Annotated in this window: 4 protein-coding genes; 1 reads left to right on the top strand and 3 read right to left on the bottom strand. The window is 74.9% G+C overall.

Annotated features, from left to right (window positions below):
- Nucleotides 1-37 precede the first annotated feature (37 nt).
- Nucleotides 38-1,618 (bottom strand): MFS transporter, encoded by a 1,581-nt coding sequence (locus AB0E96_RS25305; RefSeq protein WP_359827574.1) that lies wholly within the window; start codon nt 1,616-1,618, stop codon nt 38-40.
- A gap of 196 nt (nt 1,619-1,814) precedes the next feature.
- Here AB0E96_RS25305 and AB0E96_RS25310 point away from each other — a divergent pair, with 196 nt between their 5' ends.
- A complete protein-coding gene (locus AB0E96_RS25310; protein WP_359827575.1) occupies nt 1,815-2,621 on the top strand; it encodes a TetR/AcrR family transcriptional regulator in 807 nt (268 codons plus the stop codon).
- Here the strand turns inward: AB0E96_RS25310 and AB0E96_RS25315 are convergent.
- Both AB0E96_RS25315 and AB0E96_RS25320 read right to left on the bottom strand, forming a co-directional pair.
- Complete coding sequence (locus AB0E96_RS25315; RefSeq protein WP_359827576.1) at nt 2,605-8,805, bottom strand: type I polyketide synthase; 6,201 nt, start codon at nt 8,803-8,805, stop codon at nt 2,605-2,607. The two genes, AB0E96_RS25310 and AB0E96_RS25315, sit on opposite strands and share 17 nt — an antisense overlap.
- Nucleotides 8,805-17,063, bottom strand: coding sequence for a type I polyketide synthase (locus tag AB0E96_RS25320; RefSeq protein WP_359827577.1), 8,259 nt, complete (start codon nt 17,061-17,063; stop codon nt 8,805-8,807). Before AB0E96_RS25320 ends, AB0E96_RS25315 begins: the two co-directional genes overlap by 1 nt.
- Between the last annotated feature and the right edge of the window lie 19 nt (nt 17,064-17,082).

Here is a 17,082-nt window from a genome sequence, read left to right on the forward strand (position 1 = left end):
GTCCGCCCCCCGGGATGGGGCCCGGCGGCCGACGTGTTCATCCGGCGGCGAGTTCGGCGGCCGCGGTGCTCTCGTCCTCGGCCGCACCCTCCTCGCCCGAGTAGCTGACGTGCAGGAGCCGGGCCAGGGTGAACAGCGCGGCGGCCACCGCCACACCGATCCCGATCCAGGCGTTGAAGTCGAGCGAGTCGACGAAGGAGCTCTTCGCGGCGTCGAGCACGCCCTGGCCGACGGCCGGCGGCAGGTTCTGCGCGACGGCGACCGCGCCGCCCAGGGTGTCCTGGGCCGGTCCGCGCACCGCCTCGGGCAGGGCGTTGAGCGCCGCCGAGGAGAAGCCGTCGCGGTACAGGGCGGCGCCGATGGTGCCGAAGAGCGCGATGCCGAGCGCACCGCCCAGTTCCTGGCAGGCCTTCTGCAGCGCGGCCACCGAGCCCGACTGGTCGGCGGGGCCGACCGCGACGACGAAGTCGGTCATCAGGGCCAGCACGCTGGAGGAGCCGGCGCTGATCAGGGCGACTCCGACCAGGCACAGGACCAGGTTCTTGCCGGTGGTCAGCATCGTCATGCAGCCGAAGCCGGCGGCGATCATCAGGAAGGAGGCGGCGAAGACGTAGGCGGGCTTCACCTTGTTGACGAGCTGGGCGGCCAGCGGGGACGCCATGCCGGTCAGCGGCAGGGTGGCGAGCGTCCACAGCGCGGTGGTCAGCGGCTCGAGGTCCATCACGACCAGCAGGTACTGCATGCTGAACAGGCCGAAGCCGATGACGCAGAAGAACGCCACGCCGCTGAGCGTCAGGGCCGGGGCGAAGCCGCGGTGACGGAACATCTTGAGGTCGACCATCGGCTTGGCCAGCCGGGCCTGGCGGAACAGGAAGGCCGCGCCGATCGCGAGGCCGAGCGCCACGCTGCCGGCCGGGACGGCGGCGAAGCCGTTGATGGCCAGCTCCTTGACGCCCCAGATGAAGGCGACCATCGCGGCGATCGACAGCACCGAGCTGAGCACGTCGAACTTGCCGAGGTCGTCGCGGCTGCGGCGGGCCTCGGGCGCCAGGGCGAGGATCAGGACGATCAGGACGACGACCACGGGGGCGTTGATCAGGAAGATCGAGCCCCACCAGAAGTTCTGCAGCAGCACGCCGGACAGGACCGGGCCCAGGCTCAGGCCGGCCGCGGTGCCGATCGACCAGGTGGCGATGGCGGAGCGGCGCTGCTTGGGGTCGTGGAAGAGCGAGCGGACCAGGGCCAGTGCCGACGGCATCTGGGTGGCGGCGGCCAGACCCTGGATGGCGCGGGCGGCGATGAGCATCTCGGCGCTGCTCGCGTAGGCGGCCATCACCGAGGCGAGGCCGAAGACCACCGCGCCGCCGACGAGCAGCCGGCGGCGGCCGATCAGGTCGCCGATGTTGCCCATGGTGATCACGGCCGAGGCCAGGATGAAGCCGTAGATGTCGATGATCCACAGCTGCTGGGCACTGCTGGGCTGGAGGTGCTCGGCGATCTGGGGGACCGCGAAGTAGAGGACCGTGATGTCCATGCCGATCAGCAGCGGCGGGAACATCAGGGCGACGAGAGCGAGCCATTCCTTGCGGCCGGCCAACGGCACAGGCGAAGTAGTCACGAGGAGGAATATACACACGTCCCATACGACTGTATAGATCAGGCGTATAGGTCGCTTGTGTAGATCGGGCGTATGGATCGCCCGTGTAGATCACCCGTATGGATCATCCGCATTGGTCGCCCGTGTAGATCGCCTGTCCCATACGCTTGTATGAACCGGTCCGCCAGGAGGCGGACCCCTCAGTTAGGGTCGGAACATGGGACATCGTGAGGATCTCCTGGCCGGCGCGCAGCGCTGCCTGATCGAGATCGGGTACGCGCGCACGACCACGCGCGACATCGTGGCCGCTTCCGGCACCAACCTCGCCTCGATCGGCTACCACTACGGCTCGAAGGAGGCGCTGCTCAACGAGGCGCTCATCCGGGCGATCGAGAGCCAGGGAGAACAGCTCGCCATGGCGATGGCGGCCGTCGACTACAGCGGCGGTCCGATGGAGCGATTCGAGAACATCTGGACCGTGGTGGTGGACAACTTCAACAGCCACCGCACGATCTGGCTCGGCACCTTCGAGGTGTTCGCCCAGGTCGACCGGGCACCGATGGTGCGGGAGGCGCTCGCCGCCACTATCCAACAGGGGCGGCAGGGCCTCGCCATGCTCTTCCACCCCGAGTCGGTGGGGCTGCCGGAGGAGACCCGGCAGGCGCTCGGCTCCTTCTTCCAGGCGCTGATGACCGGGATCATGACGCAGTGGCTGGTCGACCCGGAGAACTCGCCCACCGGCCACGGGCTGGCCGAGGCGCTGCGCGTCCTGCAGGACTGGAAGGACGTCGAACCCGGCACCCGGAAGCCCGCGGCGGGCGGCCCGGCGGGCCCTCCCGGCGGCCTCCCCCCGGGCGCCCTCCCTCCCGGTGGCTTCCCTCCCGGTGGCTTCCCGGACGGGCCGCCCGGAGGACTCCCGCCCGGCCCGCCGCCGGGCCCGCCCGCCGCGGCGGAGGACCCGGCGGCGGACCCGGCGGTGGACGCACCCGGCGGGGAGCCCGCCGACGTCAGGACAGCGACCTGAGCCAGTCCTCGACCACGGCGGCCGTGGCCTCGGCGTCCTCGCCCAGCAGCGAGAAGTGATCGGCCTCCACCCGGCGAACCGTCTGGGTGGAGTCCCACGGCTGCGCCTGCCAGGCCTCGGCCTCCGGCAGCGAGCCGTCCGGCAGCCGGTAGAACGGCCGGGCGCACTGCGCGAACAGCACCGGCGCCGCCACCCCGCCCTCCGTCGTCACCGACGGCAGCAGCTCGGTGTACCGGCCCATGCCCGCCAGCCGCGCGGTGTCGAACCGGCCGAACTGCTTCTCCGCGTCCAGCATCGCCAGCACCGCCTCCTCGATCGGCAGGGCCTTGCCCATGTCGACGATCCGGAAGGCGTCCAGCAGCACCACCCCGGCCGGGGACACCCCGCGCCGCTCCAGGTACTGCGCCACCGCGTACGCCAGCACGCCGCCCGCCGAGTAGCCCTCCAGCACGAACGGCGCGCCGTCCGCGGCCCGCAGCACGCACTCGGCCAGCGCCTCCACGGCCGCCTCGGGCGTCGCCGGCAGGCTCTCGCCGCGCGCGAACCCGGGCAACGGCACCGCGAACACCCGGCGCGGGTCACGGAACCGCCCCACCAGCCGGGCCTGCTGGTAGGTGCCGCCGGTGGCCATCGTGGTGCTGAGGCACATCAGCACCGGCCGGACCGGCCCGTCCGCCAGCCGGACCGCGGACGGCACCCGCTCCAGCTCCGCGACCGACTCGAACTGCGGCAGCGAGTTCGCCACCGCCGACAGGATCCCGTAGCCGAGCCCCAGCCCGCCGGAGACCACCGCCTGCCGGAACACCCCGCTCAGCGTCTCGCCGTACTCGGCCGACTGGCCCGCGAAGGCCGACCGGCCCGCGTCCGGCTCCTGCGCCCCGGCAGCCCCGGCACCGTCGTCCAGCCGCTCCGCCAGCCGCTCGTGCACCAGCCGGACCAGCCCGGCCGGGCTCTTGCTCTCGAACACCACCATCGGCGGCAACCGGAGCCCGGTCGCCGCGTTCAGCCCGTTGCGCAGCCGCATCGCACCCAGCGAGTCCAGGCCCGACTCCAGGAAGTCCCGCTCCGGATCCACCGAATCCGGCCCGCCGAAGCCCAGCAGCGCCGCCGTGTGACCGAGCACCAGCTCGCGCAGCACCTCCTCCCGTCCGGCGGAGGACAGGCCCGCCAGCCGGCCCAGCAGCGCCTGCGCGTCCACCTCGCCGACCGCGGCCCGCCGCCGGGAGCGCGGCACCAGACCGCGCAGCAGCTCCGGCAGTTCGTCACCGCGCTCGCGCAGCGCCCGCAGGTCGAACCCGGCCAGCAGCACGGCGGTCCGGCCGCCCGCCACCGCGGCGTCGAACAGCGCCAGCCCCTCCTCGGCCGCCAGCGCCCGGATCCCGCCCTGGGCCAGCACCTCGGAGTCGGTCCTCGCCATCGCGCTGTCCGCCGCCCACAGCCCCCAGATCTGCGACTGGGCGGGCAGCCCGGCCGCCCGGCGGCGCACCGCCAGCGCGTCCAGGAACGCGTTCGCCGCCGCGTAGTTGGCCTGCCCCGGGGTGCCCAGCACGCCCGAGGCCGAGGAGAACAGCACGAACGCGCTCAGCGGCATCCCCGCCGTCAGCTCGTGCAGGTTCAGCGCCCCGTCCACCTTCGGACGCAGCACCGTGTCCAGCCGCTCCGGCGTCAGCGAGCCGACCAGCCCGTCGTCCAGCACCCCGGCCGCGTGCACCACCGCGCCCAGCTCGACCCCGGCCAGCAGCTCCGCCAGGGACCCGCGGTCCGCCACGTCACAGGCGGCGATCTCCACCTCGGCGCCCAGCGCGGACAGCTCCCCGCGCAGCTCCTCGGCGCCCGGCGTCGCCGCGCCCCGGCGGCCGGTCAGCAGCAGCCGGCGCACCCCGTGGACCTCCACCAGGTGACGGGCCAGCACCCGGCCCAGACCGCCCAGCGCACCGGTGACCAGCACCGGGAGCGCCGGGTCGAACACCGGCCGGGCCGCCTCCGCGGCCCCGTCCACGGCCCCGGTCGTGGGCCCGCCCGCCGGCTCGCCCGCCGTGCCGAGCGCCACCCGCTCCAGCCGGGCCGCGTACAGCGCGCCCGGCCGGACCACGAGCTGCGCCCGGCCCGCCGCCAGCACGGCGCCCACGTCCAGCGAGTCCGCGACGTCCGCCAGCACGATCCGGTCCGGGTTCTCCGACTGCGCCGAGCGCACCAGACCCCAGACCGCGGCGCCCGCCGGATCCGTCAGCTCCTCACCGGCCGCCGACACGGCGCCCCTGGTCACCACGAGCAGCCGCGAGGCCGCGAACCGCTCCTCGGCCAGGAACTCCCGCACCGCCGCCAGCGTCCCGGCGACCGAGGCCCGCACCGCCGGTGCGGACTCCCCGCGAACGGCGTGGTGCACCAGCACCTCCGGGACGGTCGACGCCGCCCCGACGGCCGACCAGTCCAGCCAGTCCGGAGCACCGGCCGCGGCAGCCGGCGCCACCGGTTCCCAGACCACCTCGAACACCTGGTCCCGGCGCGGCGAACGGGCCGCCGCCAGCTGCTCCGGCGACACCGTCCGCAGGGTCAGCGCGTCCACCGTGGCCACCGGGGCGCCCGAACGGTCCGCCAGCTCCAGCGCCACCGTGTCCTCCCCGGTCCGGGCGATCCGCACCCGCAGCGCCCCGGCGCCGACCGCGTGCAGCTCCACCCCGTTCCAGGCGAACGGCAGTTCCGCCCCGGCCCGCTCCCGCCCGTCGAAGGCCAGCGCGTGCAGACAGGCGTCCAGCAGCGCCGGGTGCAGGCCGAAGCCGTCCACCTGGGTCGGCGCGTCCTCGCGCAGCACCACCTCGGCGAACAGCTCGCCGTCGCGCCGCCACACGCCCGTCAGATTGCGGAACGACGGCCCGTACTCGTAGCCGTGCCCGCGCATCGCCTCGTAGGCGCCGTCCAGCGGCACCGCCTGCGCCCCGGCCGGCGGCCACTGCGACAGGTCCACCGACGGAGCACCCGACGAGACCGCCAGGAGCCCCTCGGCGTGCAGCGTCCACGGCTCGTCCGCGCCCGGCGCCGCCGGCTCCGCGTCCTCCGCCCGCGCGTACACCGACACCGGCCGCCCGCCCGCCGCGTCCGGCTCGCCGACCAGCACCTGCACCGAGACCGCGCCCCGGTCGGGCAGCACCAGCGGCGCGTGCAGCACCAACTCCTCGACCCGGTCGCAGCCCGCGTGGTCCGCCGCCCGCAGCGCCAGCTCCACGAACGCCGTCCCCGGCAGCAGAACGGTGCCCAGCAACGCGTGGTCCCCGAGCCAGGCCTGCCGGCCCAGCGCCAGCCGACCGGTCAGGGTGAACCCCGCCGACTCCGGCGACGGCACCGCCGACGCCAGCAGCGGATGCCCCAACCCCGCCGGATCACCCGCCGACGACTCCTCCAGCAGCCAGAACCGCTGCCGCTGGAACGGGTACGTCGGCAGCTCCGTGAACCGGCCGCCCGAACCCTCGAACGGCACCGACCAGTCCACCGACCCGCCGCGCGCGTGGTACTCGCCCAGCGACACCAGGAACCGCGCCAACGAACCGTCGTCGCGCTGCAGCGACCCGACGGCCGCGCCGGCCCCCACCGCGGCGCCCGGCGCCGCCGACTCCGCCAGCGCCTCCAGGGTGCCCTGCACGCTGGAGACCAGCACCGCGTGCGGGCTCATCTCCACGAACCAGCGGAACCCCTGCCCGTGCAACTCCCGTACGGCGTCCGCGAACCGCACCGGCTCGCGCAGGTTGCGGTACCAGTAGTCGGCCGGCATCGCCGCGGTGTCCAGCAGGCCCCCGGTGACCGTCGAGCAGAACGCCGTCGTGGCGGCCCGCGGCGGTTCGAACCCCGCCACCGCCTCCTCGACCCACCCGCGCAGCGCCTCCACGTGCGGGCTGTGGCTCGCCGCGTCCACCGGCACCCGCCGGGCGTGCACCCCGTCGGCCGCGCAGCCCGCCAGTAGCTCGTCGACCGCGTCCAGGTCCCCCGAGACGATGGTCGCGTGCGGCCCGTTCACCGCCGCCACGCCCAGCCGGTCCCCGAACGGGGCGATCAGCTCCAGCGCCCGCTCCACCGGCAGCGACACCGAGGCCATCCCGCCGGTGCCCTTCAGGGTGGCCATCGCCTGGCTGCGCCGCACCACCAGCCGGGCCGCCTCCGGCAGCGACAGCACCCCGGCCACGTACGCGGCGGCGATCTCGCCCTGCGAGTGGCCGACCACGGCGTCCGGCTCCACCCCGTGCCCGCGCCACAGCGCGGCCAGGCCCACCATCACCGCGAACAGCGCGGGCTGCACCACATCGGTGCGCTCCAGCGGGGCCGCGCCCGGCGCCCCGCGCAGCACGTCCAGCAGCGACCAGTCGGTCAGCGCGTCGACGGCCTCCGCGCACGCCCCGACCTCCGCGGCGAACACCGGCGAGGAGAGCAGCAGTTCGGCCGCCATGCCCTGCCACTGCGAACCCTGGCCGGGGAAGACGAAGACCGTCCGGCCGGTCACGTCGGCCCGGCCCTGCACGGCCCGCGCCGAGGGGACGCCGTCGGCCAGCGCGAGCAGCGCGTCCGCCAGCTCCCGCGGGGTGCCGCCGGCGACCACCGCGCGGTGCTCCAGCGCGGCCCGGTGGCGCCACAGCGAGACCCCCACGTCCGCCGGACGCGGCACGGGGAGCCCGTGCGACCGCGGCGTCTCCGGCGTCCCCGGCGAGTCCTGGGTGTCCCGGGACTCCTCCGTGGCGAACAGGGCCAGCCGGCGGGCCTGGGCGCGCAGCGCCTCCGGCGAACGCGCGGACAGCAGCCACGGCACCGCCGACGGCTCGGCGGCGGGCGCGGGCGGCTCGGCGGTCGGTGACTGCGGGGCCTCCTCCAGGATCAGGTGGGCGTTGGTCCCGCTGATCCCGAACGAGGACACCCCGGCCCGGCGCGGATGGTCGCCCCGCACCCACTCCCTGGCCTCGGTCAGCAGCTCCACCGAGCCCGCCGACCAGTCCACCTTCGAGGAGCGCCGCCCCGCGTGCAGGGTCGGCGGCAGCACCCCGTGCCGCATCGCCTCGACCATCTTGATCACACCCGCCACCCCGGCGGCCGCCTGGGTGTGGCCGATGTTCGACTTCACCGAACCCAGCCAGAGCGGGCGGCCCGCCGGCCGGTCCTTGCCGTACGTCGCGAGCAGCGCCTGCGCCTCGATCGGGTCGCCCAGCGTGGTGCCCGTCCCGTGCGCCTCCACCACGTCGACCTGGTCCGCGGACACCTGCGCGTTGGCCAGCGCCTGCCGGATCACCCGCCGCTGGGAAGGACCGTTGGGGGCGGTGAGGCCGTTGGACGCGCCGTCCTGGTTGACCGCGGACCCCCGGATGACGGCCAGCACCCGGTGCCCGTTGCGCCGGGCGTCGGAGAGCCGCTCCAGCACCACCAGGCCGACGCCCTCCGCGCAGCCGAACCCGTCGGCGTCGTCCGAGAACGCCTTGCACCGCCCGTTCGGGGCCAGCCCGCGCTGGCTGCCGAAGTAGACGAAGACGTCCGGGCTCGCCATCACCGTCACCCCGCCGGCCAGCGCCAGCGAGCACTCACCGTTGCGCAGCGCCTGCACCGCCAGGTGCATGGTCACCAGCGACGACGAACAGGCGGTGTCGAGGGTGACCGACGGCCCCTCCAGCCCGAGGAAGTACGACAGCCGGCCCGAGGCGAACGAACCGGAGCTCGTGTTGAACGGGTAGTCGTGGTACATCAGGCCCGCGAACACCCCCGTCGCCGAGCCCTTGAGGGTGGTGGGGTCGATGCCGGCCCGCTCCAGCGCCTCCCAGGAGGTCTCCAGCAGCAGGCGCTGCTGGGGGTCCATGCCCATCGCCTCGTTCGGGCCGATCGAGAAGAACGCCGGATCGAAGTCCCCGGCCCGGTCCAGGAAGCCCCCCTCCCGGGTGTACGTCCGGCCCGGCGTCCCCGGCTCCTGCGCGTACAGCGCGTCGACGTCCCAGCCCCGGTCGGCCGGGAACCGCGAGATCGCGTCCACCCGGTCGGTGACGGTCCGCCACAGGCCCTCCGGCGAGTCCACCCCGCCCGGGTAGCGGCAGCTCATCCCGACGATGGCGATCGGCTCCCGGCCGGCCGCGACCAGCTTCCGGTTCTGGCCGCGCAGCCGCTCGGTCTCCTTCAGCGACGCGCGCAGGGCGTCGACCAGCTTCTGATCGGTCGTACTCATCACTCAGTCTCCGTTGCGGTGTCGTCGCCGTAGGCGCCGAGGTCGTCCAGGCCGTCCAGGCCGTCGAAGTCGTCCAGGCCGCCGAGGCCGTCCGGGTCGTCGAGCTCCCCGGCGCCGTCGGAACCGTCGAGGCCCAGGCCGCCGAGGTCCAGCCCGTCGAGCGCCATGCTGATCAGGCTGTCGGCGTCCATCGCGTCGATCGCGTCGTCGATCGCTCCCGGGGCGCCGGCCGCGCTCCCGCCGGCCGACGCGCCGCCCGCGGCGGTCCCGGCCGCACCCGCCGAGGCGTCGGCGGCCTGCGGCAGCCGCACCCCGCTCAGCTCCAGCAGCACGTCCAGCAGCCCGGCGTCCCGCAGACGGGCCAGCGGGATCTCCTGCAGCGCCCGGCGCACCTGGGACTCCGCCTCCGCGGCCCCGTCCGCGCCCAGCTCGGGCAGCAGCTCCTCCTCGATCTGGTCCGCGACGGCCTGCGCCGTCGGGTAGTCGAAGACCAGCGTCGCGGGCAGGCGCAGACCGGAGACGGCGTTCAGACGGTTGCGCAGCTCGACCGCCGAGAGCGAGTCGAAGCCCAGCTCCTGGAACGGCCGCTCCGCCGCCACCGCGTCCGCCGAGGCGTGCCCCAGCACCGCGGCCACCTGCGTACGCACCAGCTCCAGCAGCTCCTCGCGGCGCTCCTCCCCGGACAGGCCGAGCAGTCGGCGCTTCAGGGCCCCCGCGTCGGCGGCACCCGCCGCCTGCCGCCGCCCGGCCGGGGCCAGCGCCCGCAGCACCGGCGGCAGCGCCGCACCGGCCGAAGCCAGCGCCCGCACGTCCAACCGGACCACGACCTGCGCCGCCTCCGGTCGGCGGACCGCCGCGTCCAGGGCCGCCAGGCCCTGCGCCACAGAGAACGCCCCGATGCCGGAACGCAGCATCCGCTGCCGCTCCGCGTCGCCCAGGCCGGTCCCCATGCCGGCGCCGTCCCACAGGCCCCACGCCAGCGAGTGGCCCGCCAGACCGTCCGCCCGGCGCCGGGCGGCCAGCTCGTCCAGGAACGCGTTGGCCGCCGCGTAGTTGCCCTGGCCCGGGTTCCCGAAGACACCCGCGACCGAGGAGAACAGCACGAACAGGCGCAGGTCCAGCCCGGCGGTCAGCTCGTGCAGGTGCCAGGCGGCGGTCGCCTTCGGCGCGAGCACCGCGTCCAGCCGCTCCGGCGTCAGTGCCGTCACCAGGGCGTCGTCCAACACACCCGCAGTGTGCACCACACCGATCAGCGGCCACTCGGCCGGGACCTCGGCAAGCACCTGCGCCAGCCGCTCGCGGTCCGCGGCGTCGCAGGCGGTGACGGTCGCCTCGGCTCCCAACGCGGCGAGCTCGGCCACGAGTTCGCTCGCGCCGGGGGCATCCGGGCCCCGGCGGCTGGCGAGCACCAGCCGGCGCACGCCGTGCTCGGCCGCCAGATGACGGGCCACCGCCGCGCCCAGCGCACCGGTACCACCGGTGACCAGCACCGTCCCGGCGCCGTCGCCCAGCGGCCGCTCGGCCACCGGCGCCGCGCCCGCCCGGACCACCCGGCGGACGGCGAGCCCGCCGTCGGCGGCCAGCCGGACCTCCGGCTCCTCCAGCGCGAGCACCGCGCCCAGGGCGGAGCGCAGGACGTCGGTGACGACCGCGTCGACGGGCTCGGTGACGGGGTTGGTGACGGGCTCGGTGACGGCGGGGGACTCCACCAGGACGAAGCGGTCCGGCTGCTCGGCCTGCGCCGCGCGGACCAGGCCGCGCACGGCAGCGCCGGCCAGGTCACCGGTCCGGGTCACCACGACCAGGCGAGCACGGCCGAACCGGGAATCCGCCGACCAGTCCTGCAGGACGGTGAGCAACCGCCGCGTCAGGGCGTGGGCCCCGGCCGCCGGATCGGCGACGCGACCGGTGGCCGGCTGACCGGCGGCCGGGTCCGTCCCGAAGCAGGGCAGGACCACGACCGGCGGAACGGCCGCAGCGCCCGGCCGCGCCACCTCGGCCCACTCCACCCACGGCACCGGCTCGGCGGCAGGCCGGGACACCTCGGCCCACTCCACCCGGAAGAGCGAGTCCGTCCCCGCCCCGGCGGCCGGCGCCAGCGCGGCGAGGTCCACCGGACGGGACACCAGCGCGTCCACCGTCAGCACCGGCGAGCCGCCGCCGTCCGCCACCGTCAGCGCGATGCTGTCCTGGCCGGTGGAGGCGATCCGGATCCGAAGCGCGGTGGCGCCGACGGCGTGGATGGACACACCGTTCCAGAGGAAGGGCAGCACCGCCCGTCCGTCGGCCTCCTCCGACCCGCCGCCCGCGAGGAGGCGGGCGTGCAGGGACGCGTCGAGGAGCGCGGGGTGCACACCGAAACGCGCGGCGTCGGCGTGGGCGTCCTCGGGGAGCACGACCTCGGCGAAGGTCTCGTCGCCGCGCTGCCAGGCGGCCTTGAGCCCCTGGAAGACCGGGCCGTAGCCGTAGCCGACCTCGGTGAGGACGGTGTAGGCGTCGGTGACGTCGATCTGCTCGGCGCCGGCCGGCGGCCACTGGGCCAGCCCGGCCCCGGAGGTCGCGGCGACCGACGGCTTGCCGGAGAGCAGGCCCTCAGCGTGCTGGGTCCAGGTGGTGGCGTCGTCGGTGCGGGAGTGGATCGTCACCGTGCGGTCGCCGTTGTCGTCGGCGCCGGTGACGGCGACCTGGACGGCGACACCGCCGTGCTCGGGGAGCACGAGGGGTGCCTGGAGAGCAAGCTCGGCGAGGACGTCGCAGTCCACCTGCTGCCCGGCCCGCAGGGCCAGCTCGACGAAGCCGGTGCCCGGGAAGAGGATCGTGTCCCCGAGCCGGTGATCGGCCAGCCAGGGCTGGGAGGCCACGGAGAGACGGCCAGTGAGGACGACGCCGTCGCTGTCGGCGAGCGCGACGGCCGCGCCGAGCAGCGGGTGGTCGGCGGTGTCGAGGCCGGCGGCGGAGACGTCGGTGGTGGTGCTGACGGCGTTGACCCAGAAGCGTTCGTGCTGGAAGGGGTAGGTGGGCAGGTCGGTGTGCTGGGTGTGGAGGCCGGTGAAGGCGGTGGCCCAGTCGATGGTCACACCGGTGGTGTGGAGGGTGCCGAGGGCTGCGAGGAGGGTGGTGTTCTCGTCGCGGTCGCGGCGCTGGGTGGGGATGGCGGTGGTGTCTTCGGTCGTCTGCTGGGCCATGGCGGTGAGGACGGCGTCGGGGCCGACCTCGAGCAGGGTGGTGACGCCGTTGTCGGCAAGGGTCTGAACGGCGTCGGTGAAGCGGACGGCGGCGCGGACCTGGTCGACCCAGTACTGCGGGTCGGTGAGTTCGGTGGTGGCGAGGGTGCCGGTAACCGTCGAAACGAGCGGGATGGTGGGCTCGTTGTACGCCAACTCCCGTGCCACGGTGGCGTACTCGGCGAGCATGGGCTCCATGAGCACGGAGTGGAAGGCGTGGGAGACGCGGAGCTTGGAGGTGCGGCGTCCGTCGGTGGCGAAGCGCTCGGCGAGCGCCTCGACAGCGGCGGCTTCGCCCGAAATCACCACGGAGCGCGGCCCGTTGAGGGCCGCGATGTCCACGCCGTCGGTCAGGTGCGGGGTGACCTCGGCTTCCGTCGCCTCGACGGCGATCATCGCACCGCCGCCCGGAAGGGCCTGCATCAGCTTGCCGCGTGCGGCGACGAGTCGGGCTGCGTCCGGCAGGGTCCAGACGCCGGCGACGTGGGCGGCGGCGAGTTCGCCGATGGAGTGCCCGGCGAGGTACTGCGGGCGCACGCCCCAGGAGTCAAGGAGGGCGAAGAGTGCGACCTCGACGGCGAAGAGGGCGGTCTGGGTGTAGGCGGTCTGGTTGAGGAGGTCGCTGTCCTCGCCCCAGATCACCTCGCGCAGGGGTCGGTCGAGCCACCGGTCGAGCTCGGTGCAGACCTCGTCGAAGCGGGCGGCGAACACGGGGTGGGTGTTGTACAACTCCTGTCCCATGCCGAGGCGCTGGGCGCCCTGGCCGGTGAACAGGAAGCCGGTGGTCCCGCCGGAGCGGGCCGGTCCGGTGAGCGGTTCGGTGCCGTCGGCGATGCGGTCGAGCGCGGTGAGCAGCTCCTCGCGTCCGGCGGCCGCGACGACCGCCCGGTGCTCGAAGCTCGCACGGGCGGTGACCAGGGCGTGCGCGACGTCCGGCAGTGACGCGTCCGGGTGCGCGGTCAGGTGGGCGTGCAGGCGGGCGGCCTGCTCCCGCAGGGCGGGCGCGGTCTTCGCCGACAGCACCACCGGAACGACCGGGGCTTCCGCCAAGCCGCCGTCGACGGCGGCCTGTGCCTCGACGCCTTCGATGATCACGTGGGCGTTGGTGCCGCTGATACCGAAGGAGGAGACACCGGCCCGGCGCGGCCGCTCACCGAGGGGCCATTCGCGGGACTCGGTGAGCAGTTCGACGGCGCCGGCCTCCCACTCCACCTGCGAGGAGCGCTGCTCGGCGTGGAGCGTGGGCGGCATGACGCCGTGGCGCATGGCCTCGACGACCTTGATGACACCCGCGACGCCGGCCGCGGCCTGGGCGTGGCCGAGGTTGGACTTGATGGAGCCGAGCCACAGCGGCGCGCCGTCCTCGCGTCCCTGGCCGTAAGTGGCGAGCAGCGCCTGGGCCTCGATCGGGTCACCGAGGCGGGTGCCGGTGCCGTGCGCCTCGACGAGGTCGACGTCGGCCGTGGTCAGGCCCGCCGAGGTCAGGGCCTGGCGGATGACCCGCTGCTGCGAGGGGCCGTTGGGGGCGGAGAAGCCGTTGGAGGCGCCGTCCTGGTTGACGGCCGAGCCGCGGACGACGGCGAGCACGGGGTGGCCGTTGCGGCGCGCGTCGGAGAGCCGCTCCAGCAGCAGGACGCCCACGCCCTCGGCCCAGCCGGTGCCGTCGGCCGAGTCGGAGAACGACTTGGCCCGGCCGTCAGGGGAGAGGCCCTGCTGGCGGCTGAACTCGATCAGCATGTCGGGGGTCGCCATCACGGCGACGCCGCCGGCCACGGCGAGCGAGCACTCGCCGGAACGCAGGGCCTGGCCGGCGAGGTGCATGGCGACGAGGGAGGAGGAGCACGCCGTGTCGACGGTGACCGACGGGCCCTCCAGGCCGAGGGTGTAGGAGATGCGGCCGGAGACCAGGCTGCCGCCGCTGGTGGTGCCGACCTCGTTGCCCTTGGCGTAGTCGTGGTACATCACGCCGGCGAACACGCCGGTCGCCGAGCCCTTGAGGCCTGTGGGGTCGATGCCGGCCCGCTCCATGGCCTCCCAGGAGGTCTCCAGGAGGAGACGCTGCTGCGGGTCCATGATCAGCGCCTCGTTGGGGCTGATCCCGAAGAACGCCGGGTCGAACTCGCCCGCGTCGTAAAGGAATCCGCCGTTCCGGGTGTAGATCTTGCCCTCGACGCCGGGCGTCGGGTCGAAGAGCTGCCGGAGGTCCCAGCCGCGGTCGGCGGGGAAGTCGCCGATGGCGTCGGTGCCGTCGGCGACCAGCTGCCAGAGCTGCTCGGGGGTGGTGATGCCGCCGGGGTAGCGGCAGGCCATGCCGACGATCGCGATCGGGTCGTCGCTGACGGCCGTCGCGGCGCCGACCACCGGGGTGATCGAGGAGCTCGTCGCGCCGAGTACCTCGGTGGCGATGTGCTGGGCGACGGCGTGGGCGGAGGGGTAGTCGAAGACGAGGGTGGCCGGCAGGCGCAGGCCGGTGGCGGTGTTGAGGCGGTTGCGCAGTTCGACGGCGGAGAGCGAGTCGAAGCCCAACTCCTGGAAGGCGCGGTCGGGTTCGATCGCGTCGGGGGTGGTGTGGCCGAGGACGGCGGCGACCTCGGTGCGGACCAGGGTGGTGAGTTCGGTCAGGCGCTGGTCGGCGGTGAGGCCGGCCAGCCGGGCCGCGAGGCCGCCCGCGAGCGAGCCGGTGGCACCGGTGGCGGCGCGGCGCAGGCCCGTGCGGACCATGCCGCGCAGGAGAGCGGGGAGTTCGTCGGTGCGGGACTCCAGGGTGCGGCGGTCGACGCGCAGACCGGTGACGTTCGCCCGGCCGGCGGCGGTCGCCTCGTCGAACAGGGCCAGGCCCTCGGCGACCGGGACGGCCGGCATGCCGAGGCGGGCCATCCGCTCCTCGGCCTCGGCGAGCACGCCGCCGAGGCCGGTCTCCGTGGCCCAGAGGCCGTAGGCGATGGCGGTGGCGGTGAGGCCTTGGGCGTTGCGGTGTGCGGCGAGGGCGTCGAGGAAGGTGTTGGCGGCGGCGTAGTTGCCCTGGCCGGCGGCGAGGACCTGGCCTCCGGCGGAGGACAGGAGCACGAACAGGCGCAGGTCGAGACCGGCGGTGAGTTCGTGGAGGTGCCAGGCGGCGTCCGCCTTGGGGGCGAGGACGTGGTCCAGGCTCTGGGTGTCCAGCGCGCCGATGAGGGCGTTGGCGGCGGTGCCCGCGGCGTGGACGATGCCGCGCAGGTTCACGCCGTCCAGCAGTTGGGTGAGGGCGTCGCGGTCGGAGACGTCGCAGGCGGCGACGGTCGCTTCGGCTCCCAGGGCGGCGAGTTCGGCGACGAGTTCGCTCGCGCCGGGGGCGTCGGGGCCGCGTCGGCTGGTGAGCAGCAGGCGGCGCACGCCGTGCTCGGTGACCAGGTGGCGGGCGAACAGGGCGCCGAGGCCGCCGGTGCCGCCGGTGACCAGGACGGTCTCGTCGGCCTCGAAGAGGACAGTCCCGCCGGACGCGGACGACTCGGCGCGCACCAGGCGCGGAACGTACAACGCCTCGGCGCGGAGCGCGAGTTCGGGCTCGCCGGAGGCGACGACGGCGCCCAGGATGTGGGGGAGGGCGGTGAGGTCGTCGAGGTCGGCGAGGGTGATGCGCCCGGGGTTCTCGGCCTGGGCGGCGCGGATCAGGCCCCAGATGGGGGCGCCGGTGAGGTCGGTGATCTCGGGGTGGGCGACGGCGCCCGAGGTGACGACGACCAGGCGGGAGTCGGTGAGGCGGTCGTCGGCCAGCCATGCCTGGAGGGCACTCAGGACCCGGCCGAGCCCGGCCCGCATGCCGGACGGTACGTCACCGCTCAGCGGGGCGCACGGCAGCACGACCACCGACGGCGCCTCGACGCCCGAGGCGACGGCCTCGACGAGCGCGGCCATCGACGGGTACGAGTCGGCACCCGAGGCTGCGGCGTCCCCGCCGACGAGCGCCCAGCGGTCCGTGAGTGCCACACCTGTCGCGGAGCGGCCGCCCGTCCACTCGACGCCGAACAGCGCGGCGTCCCGACCGGTCGCGCCGGTCAGCTGGTCGGCGACCACGGGGCGGCCGAGCACGGACTCGACCGACAGCACCGGCTGCCCGGCGGCGTCGGCGACGGTCAGGGTGATGCTGCCCTCACCGGCCGCGGCCAGGCGCACCCGCAGCGCGGTGGCGCCGACAGCACGCAGGGCGACACCCCTCCACACGAACGGCAGGACGGTCTGGCCGCCGCGGTGGCCGTCGTCGTCGAACAGGACCGCGTGCATCGCGGCGTCGAGGAGTGCGGGGTGGAGGCCGAAGCGGGCGGCGTCGGCGTGGGCGTCCTCGGGGAGCGCGACCTCGGCGAAGGTCTCCTCGCCCCGGCGCCAGGCCGCGCGCAGGGCCTGGAAGGTCGGGCCGTATCCGTAGCCCTGCTCCTCCAGCAGCTCGTACGCACCGGCGACGTCCACGGCCTCGGCGCCCGGCGGCGGCCACTCGACCAGGTCGGCGGACGCGGCGCGAGCGGCGCCTTCGGTGCCGAGCACACCCTCGGCGTGCAGGACCCAGGAGCCGGCTTCGTCACTGCGGGAGTGGACGGTGACGGTGCGGTCGCCGCGCTCGTCGGCGCCGGTGACCGTGACCTGGACCGCGACACCGCCGAAGACGGGCAGAACCAGCGGGGCCTGGAGCGCGAGCTCGGTGAGGACGTCGCAGCCGACCTGTCGGCCGGCCCGCAGTGCGAGTTCGACGAAGCCGGTGCCGGGGAGCAGGATCGCGTCGCCGATGCGGTGGTCGGCCAGCCAGGGCTGGGTCTCGACGGACAGGCGGCCCGTCATCATGGTGCCGCCGGACTCCGGCATGGCGACGACGGCGCCCAGCAGCGGGTGGTCCGCGGCGTCGAGACCAGCGGAGGTCACACCGCCGAAGTCACCGCCGAACCAGGAGCTCGCCAGGTACTCGCGGGTGTCCAGCCAGAAGCGTTCGCGCTGGAAGGGGTAGGTGGGCAGGTCGGTGTGCTGGGTGTGGAGGCCGGTGAAGGCGGTGGCCCAGTCGATGGTCACACCGGTGGTGTGGAGGGTG

The organism is Kitasatospora sp. NPDC036755, from assembly GCF_040636595.1.
Lineage (GTDB): Bacteria > Actinomycetota > Actinomycetes > Streptomycetales > Streptomycetaceae > Kitasatospora.

Excerpts from the sequence above, each read along its gene's own strand:
- AB0E96_RS25310 (WP_359827575.1), top strand. The coding sequence starts at position 1,815 with ATGGGACATCGTGAGGATCTCCTGGCCGGCGCGCAGCGCTGCCTGATC.
- AB0E96_RS25315 (WP_359827576.1), bottom strand. The coding sequence starts at position 8,805 with ATGAGTACGACCGATCAGAAGCTGGTCGACGCCCTGCGCGCGTCGCTG.